The sequence below is a fragment of the Flavobacterium sp. ZE23DGlu08 genome (genome assembly GCF_030505335.1).
Lineage (GTDB): Bacteria > Bacteroidota > Bacteroidia > Flavobacteriales > Flavobacteriaceae > Flavobacterium > Flavobacterium algoritolerans.
Genome location: NZ_CP130045.1, coordinates 569,696 through 589,162, shown reverse-complemented (window position 1 = coordinate 589,162; position 19,467 = coordinate 569,696). Strand labels below are relative to the sequence as shown.

Here is a 19,467-nt window from a genome sequence, read left to right as displayed (position 1 = left end):
AATTGGAGGGATTAGTGCCACTTTATGGCTGGTAATACAGAATCTAGAATCTTTTTTAAGATTAATGAACAAGTTTTATTTAGGTATAATCAGTCTGAAAATCAAACTACAAAATAAAAAAAGGTGATCCGTTGCCAGACCACCTTTTTAAACAAATTATAAATTCTAATATTAAACTAAGTCGAAACGGTCTAAGTTCATCACTTTAGTCCAAGCTGCGATAAAGTCTTTTACAAACTTTTCTTGAGCATCGCGATAACCATACACTTCGGCAAGTGCTCTTAACTCTGAGTTAGAACCAAAAATAAGATCCACACGAGTTCCAATCCACTTTAATCCGCCTGCCATACGATCACTTCCTACAAAGGCATCATCAGATTCTGAAACAGCTTTCCATGTAGTACCTAAATCAAGTAAATTCACAAAGAAATCATTAGTAAGAGTCTCAGGACGTTTTGTGAAAACACCGTTTTGTGATTGATCAAAGTTAGTATTTAGCACACGCATACCACCAACAAGAACTGTCATTTCTGGTGTTGTCAAGTTCAATAATTGAGCTTTGTCAACCAGCATTTCCTCTGCTGAAACCGTATATTTTGTTTTAACATAATTACGGAATCCATCTGCTTGAGGCTCCAGAACTGCAAATGACTCTACATCTGTTTGTTCTTGTGAAGCATCTGTTCTTCCTGGAGAGAAAGGAACGGTTACATAATGTCCCGCATTTGCAGCTGCTTTTTCAATACCTGCGCTACCACCTAATACGATCAAGTCAGCAATTGAAACTTGTTTTCCACCAGATTGTGTGCTGTTGAACTCATTTTTGATATTTTCAAGTTTGTTAAGCACTTTTTCCAGTTGAGACGGATTGTTTACTTTCCAATCTTTTTGAGGTTCTAAACGAATACGGGCACCGTTAGCACCACCACGTTTATCAGAGCCACGGAAAGTAGATGCTGATGCCCAAGCAGTAGTTACCAATTCAGACACAGACAATCCTGAAGCCTGAATCTTAGCTTTAAGCGTAGCAATGTCTTGGTCATCAATTAATGGATGCGTAACAGCTGGAACCGGGTCTTGCCAAATTAATTCTTCAGCAGGAACTTCGGGTCCCAAATAGCGCACTTTTGGTCCCATATCTCTATGCGTTAGCTTGAACCATGCTCTAGCAAATGCGTCATTGAATTCTGCTGGATTTTCAAAAAAGTGTCTTGAAATTTTCTCGTATATTGGGTCAACTCGTAATGATAAGTCAGTAGTCAACATAAAAGGTTGATGGGTTTTTGAAGGGTCGTGAGCATCTGGCACTGTACCAGCTCCTGCATCACCTTTTGGTTTCCATTGATGTGCTCCGGCCGGGCTTTTTGTCAATTCCCATTCAAACCCGAACAGGTTTTCAAAGTAATTATTACTCCATTTTATTGGGGTTGTCGTCCAAGCACCTTCCAGACCGCTGGTAATTGTATCACCTGCATTCCCAGTACCATAGGTATTTTTCCAACCTAAGCCTTGCTCTTCAATAGACGCTCCAGCTGGTTCTGGGCCGACGTATTTATTTGGATCAGCAGCACCATGGGTTTTCCCCAAGGTATGTCCACCAGCAATAAGCGCAACAGTTTCTTCGTCATTCATAGCCATACGGGCAAATGTTTCGCGAATATCACGAGCTGCTAATAGCGGATCAGGATTACCGTCAGGACCTTCAGGGTTTACATAAATAAGCCCCATTTGCACAGCAGCTAGAGGATTTTCTAAATCACGATCACCTGAGTAACGGCTATTTGGAGTATTACTAAGTGCTAACCATTCTTTTTCAGAACCCCAGTAAATATCTTCTTGTGGTTCCCAAACATCGGCACGTCCACCAGCGAAACCAAAGGTCTCAAAACCAGCCGACTCAAGTGCGCAGTTACCTGTAAGAATCATTAAATCTGCCCAAGAAATTTTCTTGCCATATTTTTGTTTGATTGGCCATAATAACAAACGAGCTTTGTCCAGATTCGCATTATCCGGCCAGCTGTTTAGTGGTGCAAAACGCTGTGTACCGAAACCAGCACCACCACGACCATCTGCAATACGATACGTTCCTGCACTGTGCCAAGCCATTCTAATGAAGAACGGACCATAGCTGCCGTAATCAGCAGGCCACCAATCCTGAGAGGTGGTAATGACATCCATAATGTCTTTTTTCAAAGCTTCTAAATCCAGAGACTTAAATTCCTCAGCGTAATTAAAAGCTTCTCCCATAGGATTGGATAGAGAGGAGTTTTGGCGCAGAATGTTCAATTTCAATTGATTTGGCCACCAGTCACGGTTACTAGTCCCTGAACCGGAACCTTGTTTTGGAGCAACTCCTCCAGAAAACGGGCATTTACTTTCTCCGTTGACGTTGTAGGATGTTGAGCTCGGGTTTGTGTTATTTTCCATAGTATGATTGATTTTTTATTTACTTAAAGCGAATTTACCAAAAACTATCCGTACCTAATTTTATTTTTAATAGATAAAAACTATAGTTACAAATGGTGTTAGTGATTGATAAATTTACTAAAAATGTTTAATTAAATGAACATCAGTTCATCAGGATATTATTAAGCCAGTATTAAATTCATAAATTAGGTTAGAATCGTTCTCCTTAACTTTTATTATTTTTGATACGGTTGTATTTTGTCTTATAAAAATTGGGAATTGGTTTCTTGTACAAGTGGTCCTCTAGTTGAAAATTTACTGATACCTAAAAAATAAATGGTAATTTATTCCCAAACTCAAGCAATGTGTTGGAAGGTAAACAGTAACTTTAGAAAAAAATAAAAATATGAATTCATTTGAAAATAAAAATAATAGTGACCAAAATCCAGTAACCTCAGAGTTTGAAGCTTGGGTTGGAATTTTATATTCTTGTATTTCTGCCGATAATCAAATTACGGATTCGGAAACAGCATCGTTATCAAGAGTATTGCATTCGAAACAAAAATTTGTCGGAATCGATATGGCACCACTTTATGCAAAATCATTCAATTTAAGAATGGAACTGGGGCAATTAAAATACATTTCTGCTTGTTGTGAACTAATTAAAGAAGAAGATAAAGAAACTGTATTTGCTCTTGCATTAGAAGTGTTACTGGCTGACGGAACATTGGAAAAAGAAGAAAAAAACCTAATTGAAGTTTTATCAAATCGACTCAAAATTGATGCTGATATGACCAGTAAAATAATTGAAGTGATTTTCTTGAAAAACAAAGGGAATATAAAAGGGATATAAAAGGCAATTTTGATACAGTCAATACCTAAGCAGATTAAATCTATTTTATAACCTCTTTATCTTAAAAATATTACGTAATTTAGAGTATTCAAAATAGGAAACCAAAAATCAATAGTGACCATTCATCGCTATTGTCTTTAAAACGCAAGGGCTATCAAAAAGAAACTCAAAATAGCAAAGGAAAACTTTCACGAAAGACTGCATCGGGAACCCTTAATTACACATCCCCGATTGAAGTTTATTCCTAATATTGTGCTTAACCTGATTAGCTGTGTCATCACATTTGCTGTGGTAGGAACGTTGTTGTATCTACTGCTGAATTATTTGATAATGAAATTTTATCACTTGGATTAAAGGGTTTTAAAAATTGAAATTGACAATAAAATTGATAGTACTCATGTCAGTTTTGTTGAAAACATAATTTTTGTTGCCGTAAGTTTCTCCCACATTGAATTTATGCACATACAATAGTTGCGCATCAAAACCTTTTAAAAATCCTTGAAATTTATATCGAATGTCAGCGTTAGTCTGGATATAAGATGGTAATCCGTATTTGTTTAATGCAACGTTTTTTACATCCGGCAAATCAAAATAACCAACTGCGAAATTTGATTTGAATGTTTTTTTAGGATGTGTATATTGTAATTTGGTCATCAGGGCATTTACATCTCCAAAACCTTCATTGCGTTCTCTTGGCATAAACGTATAAAAAGGATCTCGTCCCCATTCTCGGGGCATTAAATACCTTCCTTTGGCTGTAATTCGGTTGTAATTTAAAGTCAATTCGAGCGTTTTATTTCTCCAACCGAGCCTTCCTCCAAAAGTTTGTGAGTTGCTATTTTTTTGAAAATAGGTTTTACTTTGATCTTCATTTCCACCAAAATTCAGCGCGTTTTGGTAAATGGTTTGAAATCCAATAAGCAGTTTTGAGTTTGAATGTAAAGGGTAGGCATAGTCCATTTGGAACAAAGCAGTATTAAATATATTCTCAACATATTGATTCCATAAAAGTGTTTTTAGATGCTGTATGGATTCATTTTGCACACCAAAAATATAAATTCCGTTGCTGTCTAAATTCCCTACATAATCAGATTTTGTTCCATCTGGATTCACGCCTGTAGGGTAGATTCCTATTGATTCTCCCACTTCAAAATATTTTAGCGTGCTTCGTGGTGAGATTCCGTAGAGGTAGCCTAAATTGATTGTAGTCTTTTTGATTTCATTAAAATCTACCCAAATCCCGTTTACTGCTGTAGGACGCATTCGGCCATCTTGAAGATTAATAAAGGGAGTATTCAGGAGTTGTTTTCCAAGAGTTACATCCGAATTTTTATGGTTGTATTTCAAATATAATTCTTCTAATCGGCTTAAATTGTCTTTGTTTGATGGATTTTGAATATCAAAAAGTGCTACTTCATATCGATTGGGAGCATTGGTAATGGAATTTTTTTCAGTAAAATCAGAGGAACCAATATTAAAAATATAGTACCCGCTTACGCCAAATTGAAAATTATAAAATTTTGCGGTTTCAAACTTTACGCCTCCGCCAAGTGCATTCGCATAATAATCAGATAAGCCCTTTTTATTATTGGTATTCATGAAATAATAACGAAAATGACCGCTGAAATTTCCATTTTTGAAAGCATTTAAAATCGAGGTAGAATCAATTTTTTCGTTACTTTTTTCTTTCCAAACGGTTGGTTTATCTAAAATTTCCTGATGTTGCGCTATTGTATTTATAGAAAAAAGGAGAGAGGTAAGTATATAAATTATTATGAAAAATTTTTTCATTTTTGAACGTTTAGATTTGGTACAAAAATAATTCCATCAATATAATTGGGAAGTAACTTTTATCACATTGACCAAAAAAAACAAAGCCGAATGTTCTATACATTCGGCTTTATAACTTTTGACTTTACGATTGAAAGACTATCTAAAAGTATAATCAACACCTGTAACTTGAGATAGCAATGTTTCTGGAGCATCCAAAATTATCGCGTTTTTTTCGGGTGTTGGCGTAACGGGAGAATTTTGTTTTAAATATTCTCTCATTACCGTATGCAAAGTTGAGGTTGTATTTTTGGCATCTATAACGCCTTTCATTCTGCAAAGCATATCCACAGGATCGCCATCACGTTCACATGCCATGATGGTATATAGTTTTTCAGAATCGATCGGAATATTTTTCACAGTAATACTTTGCACTCTTTTGTCCATTTCTGCAAAAGCATTGAATTGTACCTCCATTCCCTTGAATTTTACGACCCAACCGCCAAAACGTTTCGAAGCATCTTCGGCAAAGACATTATTTAATTCTTTTTCGAGCCAGTTTTTCAATTGCTTTCCAGTCACTTTTGCGGTTCTTACGGTGCTGTCCACGGGAAGCATATCAAAGATAAATCCGTTTGTGATGGGAATATTTCCTGTTTCATCCGGAGTAGTTTTGGGCGGACAGAAACGGAATCCATTAGAAAGATTAATATCGATTTCAGGAAATTTCCAGTTTAGAGCATTCAAAATCATCGTGTCAATAGGATTTTCTACCACAAAATAACGGTACAAAGGAATCGTGCTATAGCCAATAACCTGATTGATTTGTTCTTGATAAAGAGCTTCTTTCTCTTTTAATAATTTCTCAATTGTACCATCGGGTTTTATTTTTGGAGAATCGACTTCTATTAATTCATAGCTGTCTTCAATGACTTTTCCGTTGAGGATAGTCAAATCTAATTTCCCAATAAAAGAACCGAAGGCTCCAGGTTCCACCACTTTAGAATACTTACAAACAATAGGTTTGCGGACTCTTTCGTGCGTATCGCCACCCAAAATATAGTTCACACCTTCACATTCTGGTCGGTTTGCCAATGCTATTTGCTGCGATAAACCCAGATGTGCAATTATAATTACATAACTGCATTGTTCCTGATTTCTTAGCACATCCACATAATGAGCCAGATTTTCTTCGGGATTAGTATATAAGATTCCCTTGCTGTAATTTGGACTTTGGCGCAATGGTACCAAAGGATCGGTGTATCCTAAAAAACCAATTTTTGCTCCGGCAATATGCCAAATCGTATACGGCTGAAAAATAAGTTCACCTCGTTTTCCTTCGCCTAAATCGTGGTACATATTTGTACAAATTTTTGGTGCATCAAGAGAACCTAACAGCGTTTGCATTTTTCTTTTTCCATAAATTACTTCCCAGTTTCCAGGTAAGTACAAATCGTAATTCAATGCATTTAAAATGGGAACAAAAGCTTCACCAGTGGTTTCTACGCTTAATTCGCTGCCTTGAAACATATCACCGGTATCAATAGTAAAAGTATTTGGGTTTTTCTTTTTTAACTGTTTCAATAAGGTTGCCATATAGGCATAACCGCCCGTTTTTCTAAAAACGGCTTTGCCATTTTCCCAGAATAACTCATCATGCGGATGAATCTGACAATGCACATCGGTGGTTTGAAGAATAGAAATTGTTTGCAGTTTAGAACCATCTATTGTTGTATCCAAGTTTATTTTTTCAGTCTGATTTGCATTTGCAATAGCGGAAATAGGCGAAATAATCGCAGCACCGAGGCCTAATGTCCCCACTGATTTTAGAAAATCTCTTCGGTTATTGCTCATGGTTTTAGGTTTGTTGGTTTAGTTTTTAACAGCTTTTTACAGAAAAACTACAGCTAAATTAATGGTGTAAGATGGTGTAAAATATAATTTACATTTTTAATTTAAAATCCGCCTTTGACGTACGTCCAGCCTTGCTCTTGTTTTTCAACAATTTCAGCAATTCCAACCGGCACATATTCTACTTCCGGAATCAATTGGTCTTTGTTTACTTTTTGACTTTTCATGGTGTTCTCACATACTAAAAAGCGGACACCTTTTGCCCGAAGCGCTTTTATGGCGTCTATTTGCTTTGATTTTGCAGACATTACTAATGGCAAACCCATACTGTGAATGACGACTTCGTATTTGGCATTTGGCCAATGTGTAGTCATATTTTTCAGCTGGTTTACAATTGCTTTCTGTTGCAAAGTATCAGTAGCATTAGTAAACTGGAAAACGATTTTATGGTTGTTCGGCTTTTTTTGTGCCAATGCGCCAATTGAAATCATACTAAATACAAGAATAAATAAAAGGGTCCCGTTTTTCATAATTGAGTTTTAAGATTGTTTTTTTTCGTTTTTCTTTTTTTCGTCTTTTATGGGTTTAAAAGGTCCGAATTTATGTTGCGCTTCCGTAAAGGTATCAGAAAAAGGACCAAAAGGATGATCCAACGGTTTTTTAGAAATATTGGGCCAGTCTTGACTTAAATCTTTTGATGGTCTGTCAAGATTTTCAACATAAGCGGCAATATCCCAAGACTCTTCATCAGATAATTGAGGATTATCATACGTAGCGCCCAGCGGCATATTGTATTTTATATACCCGGCAAAACGACTGATTCTAAATAATCCCGCACCATTATTATATGAATTTTTGCCCCAAAGTGGTGGATACGTATACTCCTTTTTATCTTCTGCCAAAATTCCTTGACCATTCACTTGATGACAACTGGCACATTTGGTATCGTACAAAGCTTTTCCTTTAACTGGGTCTGCAGCTCTGTCTAAATATTCTAAATCATAGATTCCAGAGGCTTTTGCTTCTTTTCCTTTAGGGACATTACTACCAATATATTCGATATACGCAATCATGGCTTTCATCTCTTTTTCATCTCTTTTTAGAGGCTGACCATTTAAGCTTCTTTCCATGCAATCATTGACTCTTTTATAAAGGTCTTCTACTTGTCCGCTTCGCGCTCTCATTTTTGGATACATAGAATATACAGAACCGTAATTATTTCCCCAAGGTTTTGTACCCGCATCTAAGTGGCAATTGTTACAATTCATACCATTAGTAATTTGCTTCACACTACCATTTGGACCCAAATATTTAGCAGTATGTGCAATTAAATCTTTGCCATATTCCACTTCTTGCTTTAAAGTTGAATCAGTAATCAAATTGATATCAGCTGGTTTCCAGAATTTTGCCATTTCATTCTGTAAAATCACTTTTTTCTCGGCATCGATATAAAGAGAGTCAATATTTACATCACTTTTTTGAAACCAAGCGGTGATTGATGAATTGAAAAACAAGAATAGCAACAACCCTATTATTAAAGAAATAATAGTGATGAAGAGGTAAATTACCCTTTTTATCATCGACCTAAATTGGACTATATTTTGTTTTTCTGAATTCATATTTTTTTAATGAGGCAGTTTATCTCTAAAATAACCATATACCCAAGTTCCCACTACTGCGGATAGTAAGGTAATAATCATAACAGTAGCACCTGTTCCAATTTGTGCAAACAATGGTCCAGGACAAGCTCCTGTTACAGCCCAACCCAATCCAAAGATAAGCCCGCCGTAAATTTGTCCTTTGTTGAATGTTTTGTCGTGGAACTCAATTTTTTCACCATAAATGGTTTTAATATTGAATTTTTTAATAAGAAATACTGAAATCATTCCCACCACAACAGCACTGCCTATAATCCCATACATGTGAAAGGATTGAAAACGGAACATTTCCTGAATGCGGTACCAGCTGATTACTTCGGCTTTGATGAAAACAATTCCAAACAATAAACCGATGACTAAGTATTTTAAATTATGGTACCACTTGTGTTCCAATTGACTCTCGTTGACACAAACGGTATCTAAAGAACGAGTTTCGAAATCTGTATTTTGATCTTTATTTTGCATAGCTAATAATTTTATAGTGAAAGGATAAAAGGTAAAATGATGTTCGCCATAATCAATCCGCCTATGAAGAAGCAACACGTTGCAATCAAAGAAGGCAATTGTAAATTAGACAAACCTGAAATAGAGTGACCACTGGTGCAACCTCCCGCATAACGAGAACCGAAACCAATAAAAAATCCACCTATAACCATCATAAAAAATCCTTTGAATGTGATTAAATTTTCCCAAGAGAACAGTTGTTCGGGCAGCATTCCGTTGATATTTGTAACTCCATACGACGCTAATTCTGTTCTTAGATTGTCGTTTATAATAATTGGATCTGGATTTGATAAAAAACTGAAAGCAATAACACCACCAATTAAAATTCCGAAAACGAAAAACATATTCCAGATTTCTTTTTTCCAATCGTATTTGAAAAATTTAATATTTGCCGGTAAACACATCGCACAAGTGTGACGTAATGAAGCACTAATTCCAAAAGATTTGTTTCCAATAATTAATAATGCCGGAACTGTAAGTCCAACTAATGGGCCTGCAATATACCAAGGCCAAGGTTGTTTGATAAATTCTAAAATTTCCATATTTGTTGATTTAATACTGCAAAGATTATACTTATAAATGAGGAGTTGTGTTACTTTTGTCACACAACAAAAAAGATTTTAAAAAATTACATTGATTTTATTTTCTAATGTAATGATCTAACTTTTCTCGGAACGAATCACTATTCCAATTTGCAGTACCAATTTTGGCTAAAATTACATTTCCTTGTTTGTCAATAAGATATGTGGCTGGAATTGTAGACGAGTCCATTTCCATAGGAGGATTTGTAACCGATTGATAGATAGGAAGTGTTAAATTTTCTTTGACCATAAACGCATTCGCTTTTTCAAAAGAATCCGTTGTCACAAACAAAAAGACAATTTTATCCTGATAATCAGCATATAATTTTTGCATACTTGGCATTTCGGCAATGCAAGGCGGACACCAAGTGGCCCAGAAATTAATGAATATCATTTTCCCTTCATAGTCTTCTAATGTCACACGCTGCCCCGATGCATCAACTAATTGCCATTGGTAACTGGACAGCATTTTTTGATCCGTTACAGCAATAGTTTTGGGTGAAAAAACAATTAAGCGGTTTAATTGTATTTTTACAAAAGTGCCCAAAGGACTAAACAGAAGCAGTGCTATAAATAGGATAAAAGCAATATTTTGCAGAGTAGATTTTTTAGGTGTTTTCCAGTTCATTTTTTATGTTTTTGTAGCATTACTTTCTGAAAAGAAAGAATATTGACTTTAACTTTATAGTTTATTTTAAATTCAGCCATTCATTTGTTCCACCGCAAAGCCAGTTGGCATTGTATCCCATTTCTTTTAAAATTTTAGCGCCATCCATCGACCTTCCTCCACCTTTGCCACAAGCGGTGATAATTGTATGATCTTTTTTAATTTTATGTATTTGGTTTTCAATTTCTGACAAAGCAATATTTATGGCATCCGGAATATGATTGTTTTCGAATTCTTCTTTGGAACGGACATCAATAATCTGTATTTTTTCATTTTGCTGAAGCGCTTGTTTTGTCTCTTCAACTGAAATACATTCATTTGAGGTGCTATCTATTTCTTTCATGTTGATTGTATTAGTTATTTGTCTTTTGCAAATGGTCTTTCGGCATACGAACTTCGATTATTACAGACGATAGAATCGTGATAACACCTATCAATATAATAGCATAATTTACCCCAAATAAATCAGCGGTTATTCCTGAAATAATCGCGCCTATCGCATAACCTAAATCCCTCCAAAGTCTAAATGTACCAATGCTTTCCGCTCTTTGTGTTGGATTTGTGGCTTGCGCAATGGCTGATAAAAAAGTAGGATAAACTAAGGCAGTTCCAAATCCCAGTAAGGCTGAAATAGTTGCCAATTGATACATTTCTGTACTGAAAGGAATAAAAAGAATCGCAATTCCCTGTACCAACATTCCCCAAAAAAGCATCTTTTTCTTCGAATATATATCCGACATTTTTCCGGTTATCAATTGTCCAAAACCCCAAACGGTGGGATAAATAGCTGTTATGACGCCAATGTTTTCAGAGTCGTAGTTCAAAGAAAGTAAGACAATAGGCAAAAGTCCCCAAATCATGCCATCATTCAAATTATTGACTAATCCAGCTTGCGTAACAGCACTTAAAGTTTTGTTTTTGAAAGTGGTTTCCAGAAAAATGTTTTCTAATTTTTTGGTTTGATTGGTGGTGTTTTCTTGGTGTACAAATACTCTGGTATCTTTCACAAAAAACAAAGTCAATAAAAAACCAATTATCGAAATTCCAATTCCCAAGTAAAAAGGGTAGGGTGTAATGCCATATTTTTGGGCAATATAGCCTGACAGGAAAGCAACTAATCCAACGGCAAAATAACCGGCAAATTCATTGAGTCCCATTGCCAGTCCGCGATCTTTTTCTCCAACCAAATCAATTTTCATCACCACGGTACTGCTCCAAGTTAATCCTTGGCTTATACCCAACAGTATATTGGCAAAAATCACCCAATTCCATGATTCTGCATGTATCAAAATGAAAGGAATAGGAATTGCCAGAGCCCATCCAAACAGGAGTAAATTTTTTCTCCCGAAACGGTTTGCCAATTTTCCTGTAAAATAATTGGTGATGGCTTTAGTAATTCCAAAGGCAGTTATAAAGGAAAGAATAGCTGTTTTTGAAGCAATACCAAATTCAATTTCGGCAAATTTTGGAATAATCGTTCTTTCCATTCCTATCATCCCGCCAACAAAAGCATTTACGATTACCAAAATGGTAAATTGTTTCCAATTTTCCTTTAGTCCGAGTTTCATAGTATTCATATTCAATTGTTGAATGATTTATTTTTAATTCCCAAAAGGACCAATATTTTCCATTTATTCTTGATGTAGCAATAGGAAGTAAGGCATTAAAAAGAGTTGTACTGGAATTACTCGTAATATTCTAATTGGTAATCACCAATGTGCTTTTTGTTTTCGGAAATGGATTTTTTATGCTTGAAATAGTTAAGAGTTCCAAGTAAAAGTATCACGAATGAAATAACAAACAGCGCCATTTCAATCAGGAAACTATTTTCAACTTTTAATAAATTTCGCAAACTCAATCCTGCAATCAAAAAGTACATTGCCGTTCTCAGGAAGGCAAGAAATGTAGATTGATTGGCCAGCACTGTTCGTTGTAGCGCTAATCGTTCTCTTAAAATTAAGTCTTTGTTTATTGCCTTTGTATCTTTCATATCAGTTTTTTTCGAGTTAATTTCAAAAAGCAGTTCGGTAGTCTTTGTTACATTTAATGCAATAAATTCATTAGTATCTCTTAAAAAGTCTATCAAATTTACTTCTTTATTTACATCAAATTTCGATTTCTAAATAAGTGTGCAGTTTAAAACAAATATATTTCTTGTTTTAAACTGCACACTACTTTAATTGCACCTCTGTTTATTTGCTTATCGCTTCATTTACATCCATCCAAGTACCACCATTTGTTACGTTTTTAAAACCATTTTGTTCCAAAATCATTTTGGCTTGACCGCTGCGATTCCCGCTTCGGCAGAAAACAATAATGTGTTCTTTTCCTTTAAATTCAGCCAATTGATTCGGTACTTGATCCAAAGGAATATTTGTGGATCCTTTTACGTGACCTTCTGCAAATTCTGCAGGCGTGCGAACATCTACTAGAAACGCACCTTCTTTTACTAATTTTTCCATTTGTGTTGTGTCTTTTTTTGAAAACATATTTTTAAAAATTCCGAACATAATTATTTGTTTTATGATTTTAATACTTTGCTTTGACAAACGAAATCAGTCTTAGGAACTGTAGTTTTAGCTATCGCTCCAAAACCACCTTCAATTTCTGTAAAGTTTCGATATCCTCGTGCTTGCAAAATTGATGCGGCCATCATACTTCGGTATCCTCCGGCACAATGCATGTAAAAATGTTCTTCAGGATTGATGTCCTTTACCCAATCATTGATATAGGCTAATGGTCGGCTGTAAGCTTCATCAACATGTTCTGCCTCATACTCGCTTTCTTTACGGACATCGATTATTTTGCTTTCGCCAATTTTCACTTCTTCTGCAAATTGTTCCGCAGTGATGCGATTTACAGTATCGATTTCAAAACCGGCTTTTTTCCAAGCTTCAAAGCCGCCTTCTAAATGTCCTATTAAATTATCAAACCCAACTCGTGTTAAGCGCGTTACGGTTTCTTCTTCGAGTCCCGGTTCAGTCACTAAAATAATCGGTTGTTTTACATTGGCAATTAAAGCACCAACCCAAGGAGCAAAATCGCCATTGATACCAATATTTATGGACTGTGGCACATATCCTTTTGCAAAATTACCATTGTCTCTGGTATCCAAGATTAAAGCACCGGTTTCTTCTGCTACAGCTTCAAATTCAGTTGCATTAATTGCTCTCATTCCGTTATTAAAGACATTTTCAAAGCTTTCAATTCCTTTTTTGTTCATGGCAACGTTCATCCCAAAATAGGCTGGTGGAGGTAATAAACCTTCGGTAACTTCTTGTACAAATTCGGTCTCAGTCATATTGGCGCGCAAAGCATAGTTTGTTGCTTTTTGTTCACCAATGGTTGAAACAGTTTCTTTGCTCATATTTTTTCCACAAGCAGAACCCGCGCCGTGAGCTGGATATACGATTACATCATCTGCCAGCGTCATTACTTTGTCTCTTAACGAATGGAATAATATGGCAGCCAGTTCGTCTTGTGTCATGTGTGCTGCTTTTTGAGCTAAATCTGGTCGGCCAACGTCGCCAATAAATAAAGTGTCTCCAGAGAAAATGGCGTGGTCTTTTCCGTTTTCATCTATTAATAAGTACGTGGTACTTTCCATAGTGTGACCTGGCGTGTGCAATACTTTTATTTTGATGTTGCCAATTGCAAATTCTTGGTTGTCTTTGGCAGAAATAAATTCAAACTCAGGATTGGCATTGGGACCATAAACAATTTCGGCTCCGGTTTTTTTGCTCAAATCTAAATGTCCTGAAACAAAATCAGCATGGAAATGGGTTTCGAAAATGTATTTTAATTTCACACCGTCTTTTTCCAGTCTTTCCATATAAGGTTCAGTTTCACGAAGCGGATCAATAATGGCAGCTTCACCATTTGAAGTAATATAATAAGCACCTTGTGCTAAACATCCTGTATATATTTGTTCTATTTTCATATTCTTAAATTTTTTCTTTATTAAATTATAATACAAAGATATAGCATGAATTTAAGGAAGATAGTGACAAATGTTACATAACAAAAAAAGTTGCCATAATTGTAAATTTTTAAAATATAAATTTTGTGTTTTGTGGGAATTGCAACGCATAACTACTTTTAAAAAATAAAAAAACACCAGCTATTCAACTGGTGTTTCTATCATTAATTAACCAAACCCAAAAAACTAATCAATAACTATAGTGTGTGTTACAAACTCAGTAGCCGTTTTCTTGAATTTTAAATTGTAAGTTCCCACAGCTGTCGATTTGAACTTGTAAACAACAGTTTTGCTTGTTGGAGTCGTTCCACAACCTGTTCCTTCATACTTTGATTCCACTTCAATCGTTTTTGTGTTGGCAGCTGCAGTTTCGATAAACTTGTTATAAGACCCACAATTGTTGTCCACTGAAAAAGTCACAGTTAAAGGAACTTCAACATTTATGTCACCGGTTACAGCACCTTCTACTTTTGTTACCAATGAACTTTTAGTCACTGCATTTGGTGTGTTGTCATCATCGCTGCATGATACGAAAGCTGTTGAAATTAATAGTACAATGACTGCTGCTTGTAATCTGAAATTTTTCATAATTATTAAATTTATTTGTTGCTCTAAGGATGTCAAAGAGAATGAAAGGTTGCTTTTTGCATGTTGTTAAAAAATGCTTTGGCGATTATTCAATCATTTATAGTTCTCTGAATGAGTGAACTAAAACAAATATTTTTTTTAATTATTTTTTTGCCAAATAGGCTTGTTACAATGTTTTTCTTCTGAATTGGAATAGATAATTTTGAGTTTAAATGCAATTGAAACTAAAAATCCTTCTCATTTTAGTATTAAAGGAGAAGGATTTTTTGTTTTAAAGTGACTTTTAAAATTCAATTTAGTTTCGATTTTTTATTAAATTTTATTTTAGAAAAAGCTCTTTGGTTATAATATAAATTCCCATTACTAAAACAAACCAACCAAATGCGGGTTTCAGTTTGTCTCCATTAATTTTTTTTGATAATGCTGTGCCAATGAAAATTCCAACAATTGCAAATGTTGAAATGGTAATCAGAAATTGCCAATTGATTCCATTTTCTCCTCCTTCTCCAAAGAAACCAATCAACGATTTTGCAGCTATAATTACTAATGATGTTCCAACTGCTTCTTTCATAGGAAGCTTACTTAATACGACTAATGCCGGTATAATTAAGAAACCGCCGCCGGCTCCCACTAATCCGGTGATAACGCCAACAATTGCACCTTCGATAAGTATGAGTGGGTAATTGAATTTTTGTTCTTCGGACTTTTCGTTTATAATTTTTTTATCTTTTTTGATCATGCTATACGATGCGGCAATCATAATTACGGCAAAAAGTAACATCATCAACAAGTTTTTTGTAACTATAAATTCGCCAATGGAAAACACTTCTTTTGGGATTGCAGGAACAATAAAAGCTCTTGTGGTAAAAACCGCAATGATTGACGGAATACCAAAAACAATTGCCGTTTTGATATTTACTAACCCTTTTTTGAAATAGCCCACAGTGCCCACAGCACTTGTAAGACCTACAATAAATAAGGAATAAGCAGTTGCTAAAACGGGTTCAATAGCAAATAAATAGACTAAAACTGGTACGGTAAGAATACTGCCGCCACCGCCTATTAATCCCAATGCAACGCCAATGAGTATTGATGTAAAATAACCGATATATTCCATAAGTTGTAAAATTTTATACTGCAAAGATTGTCAGTTTAAATTCCACGTACAGTAACATTTATCACACAGGAAAGTTTTTTCAAAAAATAAATTAGAAAAGGAAAAAATATAAGAAGGAAATCAGTAGTAGGAGCAATGCTTTTTTATCATTTATAAAAAAAAACAGCTGCTTGTGATAAGCAGCTGTTTTTATATTGTAGTAGTCCTTTTTTTTAATCAGCAGGTTTTTAAATTAAATCATCGAAAGTATTTAAAACAGTACTGAAAATTTTAATGTTCTTGCGTTTTTGAAGTAATTGTTGATCCGGCAGAAGCTATTACCACAAAAACAACCGCTAAAATTTCATTAAAAGTAAGGTATTCCTGTAAAAATATAAAAGCACAAATTGATGCTGCAGCAGGTTCTAAACTCATTAGAATACTGAAAGTACGTGCAGGAAGTTGTCCGAGAGCTTTCATTTCTAATGTGAAAGGAATTGCACTGGATAATAGCGCGAGTGCTACCCCTAAACCTAAAAGTTGAGGCGTAAGATTACTTAAGCCATTTCCTAGAATTCCAAAAGGGACTATAAGTATAGATGCAAATAGCATTCCTATGGTAACTGCGTCTCCACCTTTCATTATTTTTGAAATTTTCCCTCCTAATACGATATAAGCCGCCCAAAGTGCACCAGCCAAAAGAGCAAAAAGCATCCCCCAAATATCTAATCCATTATTTGACCATGGAGCAATTAAGACGATTCCTGCCGCAGCAAGAAGTACCCAGAAAAAGTCTATGATGCGTTTTGAACCAAAAACAGCTACTAATAACGGACCTATGAATTCCAGTGTAACAGCAAGTCCAATGGGAATTCTCTCAATGGAAAGATAAAAAATCAAATTCATTGCGCCCAAGGATAAACCATAAGGAATAACCAATTTCCATTGGTCAGCAGTTACTTTTTTTAGGTTTGGCCTGTAAACAGCCAATAATATTAATGCGGAGATGCCAATTCTTAAAGAAGCTGTCCCGGCAGCACCAATAGCAGGAAAAAGGCCTTTGGCGATAGCCGCCCCAGATTGTACGCTTATTATTGCTAAAAGTACGGCGGGTAATGGAGGTATGTTGATCTGTTTAAGTTTCATGAAGGGGTGAATATAGGCGGGTAAAACTACAAAATTTATAATTTAAAGTAGGTATTGATGTAAATAATCATTGGACAATAAAACACCAAAAGCAATCAATTACGGCTACATTTTTACCGTTTATTTCATCAGCTCTTACTTGTCCTAAAATATACTGTCACCACCAATTGTGTTTTTTGTAGCATGTTTTACAATACTATCACTAATAAATGAAGCGGGTATTGCTCTATCAACAAAAATATTTTTGTCTTTTATATGCTCCATAAAATTAAATTAATTTCTTTTTTACCAGTTCATTAACTCCGCCTTTTAGTGAATATACCTTTGCATTTGGCATCACGGACAAATATAGTAATGCGGCTTTTAAACTTCTTTTTCCAGACTGACAAACAAATACAATCTCTTTATCTAATAAATCATCTAAATTAGAACGCAACGTGGACAAAGGAATCGATAAATGTGGATAGAAATCTAAACGGGGCTTCTCTATAAGTTCCCGTACATCAACTAAAATAGTGTTTTCCCTAATTTCCAACCATTGTTCAAATTCAATCTCGTTGACATTAGTTGGGCTATAGTTGCATAACCATTCATAATCTGTATTTTCAAAGGCTTCAACTGAAGCTGGGATATAGTTGGAAGCTTCTGGATTTGGAGTCAAATACATAGTGAAAAACTCCTGATTTAATGCGTTGTATGTCAGGATTCTGTTTGTTAATGGTTTTCCAATGCCAGTTATAAGTTTAATTACTTCCGTTGCTTGTAAAACTCCAATCATACCTGGTAATACTCCTAAAACTCCTGCTTCGGAACAGTTTAAAACTTCATTATTGTTTGGTGGTACAGGAAATAAATCTCTATAATTGACTGTTTTTTCCTTTTCGTTTATTGGAACATTAAATACGGCCACTTGTCCTTCAAATTTTGAAACTGCCCCAAATACTAATGGTTTGCCAAATAATACACAGGCGTCATTTATCAAATACCTGCTGGCAAAATTATCTGTAGCATCAACAATAATATCATAATCCTTGAAATGATTGATACAATCCTTTTGCGAAAAGCGCAGTTTCCAAGTTTTAATATCAATTGTGTCATTCATCAAAAGGAGTTTTTCTTTGGCAATAGCCACTTTAAAACGTCCCACATCTTGTTGTCCAAATAAAATCTGTCGGTTTAAATTGGAGTAACTTACCACATCATCATCTGCAATCCCAATATGCCCAACACCAGCAGCAACTAAATATTGTAGAATAGGGCAACCTAAACCTCCGGCTCCAATAACTAATACTTTAGCGTTTGAAAGTTTTTCTTGTGCTTCTAATCCAAATTCATTTAGCATTAGTTGACGTTGATATCGCTCCTGTAAATGTTTCATGTTTTGTTTTTTTAACCACCAGAAAACGGAGGCATAAAGGCGATACTACTATTTTTTTCTATTGAAATATTGTCTGTTACCATTTGTTTATTTACTGCGATTGCAAATTTCAACGATGATAAAGCAGGGAATTTCTCTAGGATTATTTTTTTTAAGTTGTCAGTAGTGTCGACATAATCAATAACTAATTTTGAGCTACCGGTAATGTCCGTTAATTGTCCAAAAAAAAGCACTTCTATTTTCATAAAATAAAATTAATCAGGTAAATAATAATTTAATGGAAGCCACTAATAATGCTGTTGCTAAAATATATTTAAGGACCGATTGATTGAACTTCTTAGCACCCAACCAAGCACCCAATATCCCGCCAATAAAGGCTACGGCAACAAAAGCAAGCATGTCGTTTTCAAATTTAACACCCTTAGATAATTGTCCCGCTAAACCGGATACCGAATTGACAAAAATAAATAATGCGCTAATAGCTGCAGTTTGTTTTTGGTTTGACCAATGCAACATTAAAAGTATTGGCGAAAGTAGAATACCTCCTCCAATACCAATCAGGCCAGAAAGAAATCCGATACTGGCACCGATAATAATTGTCAATGCAAGCGTATTTTTTTTTAACTCTGAATCATTCGTATTTGGATATACAAAAAATTTTATAACTGGTATTAAGAGAGTTAAACCCAAAACTTTTTTATAAATATCTCCGTCTAATGATATCATGCCCCCTAAAAACGAAAAAGGAATTGAGGCTAAGGCAAAGGGGAGAAAAAGTTTCCATTTGAAATGTCCTTCGCGAAAAAACAGCGTAAACGAGACCAGCGATACAAATAAGTTTAATACCAATGCTGTTGGTTTCATAAAATTTGGATCAAAACTGAAAATAGCCATTAATGCTAAATAACCACTTGCTCCACCATGACCTACGGAGGCATATAAAAATGCAATGATAAACAGTAATAAAAAAAAGGATAATGATAATGTCAT

Annotated in this window: 20 protein-coding genes; 1 reads left to right on the top strand and 19 read right to left on the bottom strand. The window is 35.1% G+C overall.

The window, feature by feature from the left end:
* Positions 1-171: 171 nt before the first annotated feature.
* Complete coding sequence (gene katG, locus Q1W72_RS02580; protein WP_302137218.1) at positions 172-2,427, bottom strand: catalase/peroxidase HPI; 2,256 nt, start codon at positions 2,425-2,427, stop codon at positions 172-174.
* 385 nt (positions 2,428-2,812) lie between these two features.
* Between katG and Q1W72_RS02575 the strand changes: the two genes are divergently transcribed.
* The gene (locus Q1W72_RS02575) at positions 2,813-3,259 is read left to right on the top strand and encodes a tellurite resistance TerB family protein (RefSeq protein WP_302137215.1); all 447 of its coding nucleotides are present in this window, start codon (positions 2,813-2,815) and stop codon (positions 3,257-3,259) included.
* Between the two features lie 360 nt (positions 3,260-3,619).
* Here Q1W72_RS02575 and Q1W72_RS02570 read toward each other — a convergent pair whose 3' ends face one another.
* The 18 genes from Q1W72_RS02570 to Q1W72_RS02485 form a co-directional block, all read right to left on the bottom strand.
* Positions 3,620-5,050 carry an OprD family outer membrane porin gene (locus tag Q1W72_RS02570; RefSeq protein WP_302137214.1) on the bottom strand — a complete coding sequence of 477 codons (1,431 nt, stop codon included), beginning with the start codon at positions 5,048-5,050 and terminating at the stop codon, positions 3,620-3,622.
* 138 nt (positions 5,051-5,188) lie between these two features.
* Entirely contained in the window at positions 5,189-6,883 is a 1,695-nt protein-coding gene (locus Q1W72_RS02565) for a bifunctional UDP-sugar hydrolase/5'-nucleotidase (protein ID WP_302137212.1), read from the bottom strand.
* Positions 6,884-6,984: 101 nt separating this feature from the next.
* Positions 6,985-7,410: a DsrE family protein gene (locus Q1W72_RS02560; protein ID WP_099715784.1), complete on the bottom strand. Its 426-nt coding sequence runs from the start codon at positions 7,408-7,410 to the stop codon at positions 6,985-6,987.
* Positions 7,411-7,419: 9 nt separating this feature from the next.
* Complete coding sequence (locus Q1W72_RS02555) at positions 7,420-8,499, bottom strand: c-type cytochrome (RefSeq protein WP_302137211.1); 1,080 nt, start codon at positions 8,497-8,499, stop codon at positions 7,420-7,422.
* A 6-nt stretch (positions 8,500-8,505) separates the two neighbouring features.
* Positions 8,506-9,003 carry a DUF6691 family protein gene (locus Q1W72_RS02550; RefSeq protein ID WP_302137209.1) on the bottom strand — a complete coding sequence of 166 codons (498 nt, stop codon included), beginning with the start codon at positions 9,001-9,003 and terminating at the stop codon, positions 8,506-8,508.
* A gap of 11 nt (positions 9,004-9,014) precedes the next feature.
* A complete protein-coding gene (locus tag Q1W72_RS02545) occupies positions 9,015-9,578 on the bottom strand; it encodes a YeeE/YedE family protein (RefSeq protein ID WP_302137911.1) in 564 nt (187 codons plus the stop codon).
* 103 nt (positions 9,579-9,681) lie between these two features.
* A complete protein-coding gene (locus Q1W72_RS02540) occupies positions 9,682-10,251 on the bottom strand; it encodes a TlpA disulfide reductase family protein (RefSeq protein WP_302137207.1) in 570 nt (189 codons plus the stop codon).
* 61 nt (positions 10,252-10,312) lie between these two features.
* Positions 10,313-10,633, bottom strand: a complete 321-nt coding sequence (locus Q1W72_RS02535; RefSeq protein ID WP_302137205.1) for a rhodanese-like domain-containing protein — start codon at positions 10,631-10,633, stop codon at positions 10,313-10,315.
* Between the two features lie 10 nt (positions 10,634-10,643).
* On the bottom strand, positions 10,644-11,858 hold the full coding sequence (locus tag Q1W72_RS02530; protein WP_302137203.1) for an MFS transporter: 1,215 nt from the start codon (positions 11,856-11,858) through the stop codon (positions 10,644-10,646).
* Positions 11,859-11,974: 116 nt separating this feature from the next.
* Positions 11,975-12,280, bottom strand: a complete 306-nt coding sequence (locus tag Q1W72_RS02525; protein WP_099716363.1) for a DUF202 domain-containing protein — start codon at positions 12,278-12,280, stop codon at positions 11,975-11,977.
* 202 nt (positions 12,281-12,482) lie between these two features.
* Positions 12,483-12,800 carry a rhodanese-like domain-containing protein gene (locus tag Q1W72_RS02520; RefSeq protein WP_099715778.1) on the bottom strand — a complete coding sequence of 106 codons (318 nt, stop codon included), beginning with the start codon at positions 12,798-12,800 and terminating at the stop codon, positions 12,483-12,485.
* Positions 12,801-12,811: 11 nt separating this feature from the next.
* Complete coding sequence (locus tag Q1W72_RS02515) at positions 12,812-14,230, bottom strand: rhodanese-like domain-containing protein (RefSeq protein WP_099715777.1); 1,419 nt, start codon at positions 14,228-14,230, stop codon at positions 12,812-12,814.
* Between the two features lie 225 nt (positions 14,231-14,455).
* Entirely contained in the window at positions 14,456-14,857 is a 402-nt protein-coding gene (locus tag Q1W72_RS02510; protein ID WP_099715776.1) for a hypothetical protein, read from the bottom strand.
* Between the two features lie 319 nt (positions 14,858-15,176).
* Positions 15,177-15,974: a sulfite exporter TauE/SafE family protein gene (locus tag Q1W72_RS02505; protein WP_099715775.1), complete on the bottom strand. Its 798-nt coding sequence runs from the start codon at positions 15,972-15,974 to the stop codon at positions 15,177-15,179.
* A 270-nt stretch (positions 15,975-16,244) separates the two neighbouring features.
* Entirely contained in the window at positions 16,245-17,099 is an 855-nt protein-coding gene (locus Q1W72_RS02500) for a DMT family transporter (RefSeq protein ID WP_099715774.1), read from the bottom strand.
* A 268-nt stretch (positions 17,100-17,367) separates the two neighbouring features.
* Positions 17,368-18,477, bottom strand: coding sequence for a HesA/MoeB/ThiF family protein (locus tag Q1W72_RS02495; protein WP_099715773.1), 1,110 nt, complete (start codon positions 18,475-18,477; stop codon positions 17,368-17,370).
* 11 nt (positions 18,478-18,488) lie between these two features.
* Complete coding sequence (locus Q1W72_RS02490) at positions 18,489-18,722, bottom strand: MoaD/ThiS family protein (RefSeq protein ID WP_099715772.1); 234 nt, start codon at positions 18,720-18,722, stop codon at positions 18,489-18,491.
* Positions 18,723-18,735: 13 nt separating this feature from the next.
* On the bottom strand, positions 18,736-19,467 hold the full coding sequence (locus Q1W72_RS02485) for a sulfite exporter TauE/SafE family protein (protein ID WP_099715771.1): 732 nt from the start codon (positions 19,465-19,467) through the stop codon (positions 18,736-18,738).

Coding starts and splice junctions, on each gene's coding strand:
- katG (WP_302137218.1), bottom strand. CDS start 2,427: ATGGAAAATAACACAAACCCGAGCTCAACATCCTACAACGTCAACGGA.
- Q1W72_RS02575 (WP_302137215.1), top strand. CDS start 2,813: ATGAATTCATTTGAAAATAAAAATAATAGTGACCAAAATCCAGTAACC.
- Q1W72_RS02570 (WP_302137214.1), bottom strand. CDS start 5,050: ATGAAAAAATTTTTCATAATAATTTATATACTTACCTCTCTCCTTTTT.
- Q1W72_RS02565 (WP_302137212.1), bottom strand. CDS start 6,883: ATGAGCAATAACCGAAGAGATTTTCTAAAATCAGTGGGGACATTAGGC.
- Q1W72_RS02560 (WP_099715784.1), bottom strand. CDS start 7,410: ATGAAAAACGGGACCCTTTTATTTATTCTTGTATTTAGTATGATTTCA.
- Q1W72_RS02555 (WP_302137211.1), bottom strand. CDS start 8,499: ATGAATTCAGAAAAACAAAATATAGTCCAATTTAGGTCGATGATAAAA.
- Q1W72_RS02550 (WP_302137209.1), bottom strand. CDS start 9,003: ATGCAAAATAAAGATCAAAATACAGATTTCGAAACTCGTTCTTTAGAT.
- Q1W72_RS02540 (WP_302137207.1), bottom strand. CDS start 10,251: ATGAACTGGAAAACACCTAAAAAATCTACTCTGCAAAATATTGCTTTT.
- Q1W72_RS02535 (WP_302137205.1), bottom strand. CDS start 10,633: ATGAAAGAAATAGATAGCACCTCAAATGAATGTATTTCAGTTGAAGAG.
- Q1W72_RS02530 (WP_302137203.1), bottom strand. CDS start 11,858: ATGAAACTCGGACTAAAGGAAAATTGGAAACAATTTACCATTTTGGTA.
- Q1W72_RS02525 (WP_099716363.1), bottom strand. CDS start 12,280: ATGAAAGATACAAAGGCAATAAACAAAGACTTAATTTTAAGAGAACGA.
- Q1W72_RS02520 (WP_099715778.1), bottom strand. CDS start 12,800: ATGTTCGGAATTTTTAAAAATATGTTTTCAAAAAAAGACACAACACAA.
- Q1W72_RS02515 (WP_099715777.1), bottom strand. CDS start 14,230: ATGAAAATAGAACAAATATATACAGGATGTTTAGCACAAGGTGCTTAT.
- Q1W72_RS02510 (WP_099715776.1), bottom strand. CDS start 14,857: ATGAAAAATTTCAGATTACAAGCAGCAGTCATTGTACTATTAATTTCA.
- Q1W72_RS02505 (WP_099715775.1), bottom strand. CDS start 15,974: ATGGAATATATCGGTTATTTTACATCAATACTCATTGGCGTTGCATTG.
- Q1W72_RS02500 (WP_099715774.1), bottom strand. CDS start 17,099: ATGAAACTTAAACAGATCAACATACCTCCATTACCCGCCGTACTTTTA.
- Q1W72_RS02495 (WP_099715773.1), bottom strand. CDS start 18,477: ATGAAACATTTACAGGAGCGATATCAACGTCAACTAATGCTAAATGAA.
- Q1W72_RS02490 (WP_099715772.1), bottom strand. CDS start 18,722: ATGAAAATAGAAGTGCTTTTTTTTGGACAATTAACGGACATTACCGGT.
- Q1W72_RS02485 (WP_099715771.1), bottom strand. CDS start 19,467: ATGACATTATCATTATCCTTTTTTTTATTACTGTTTATCATTGCATTT.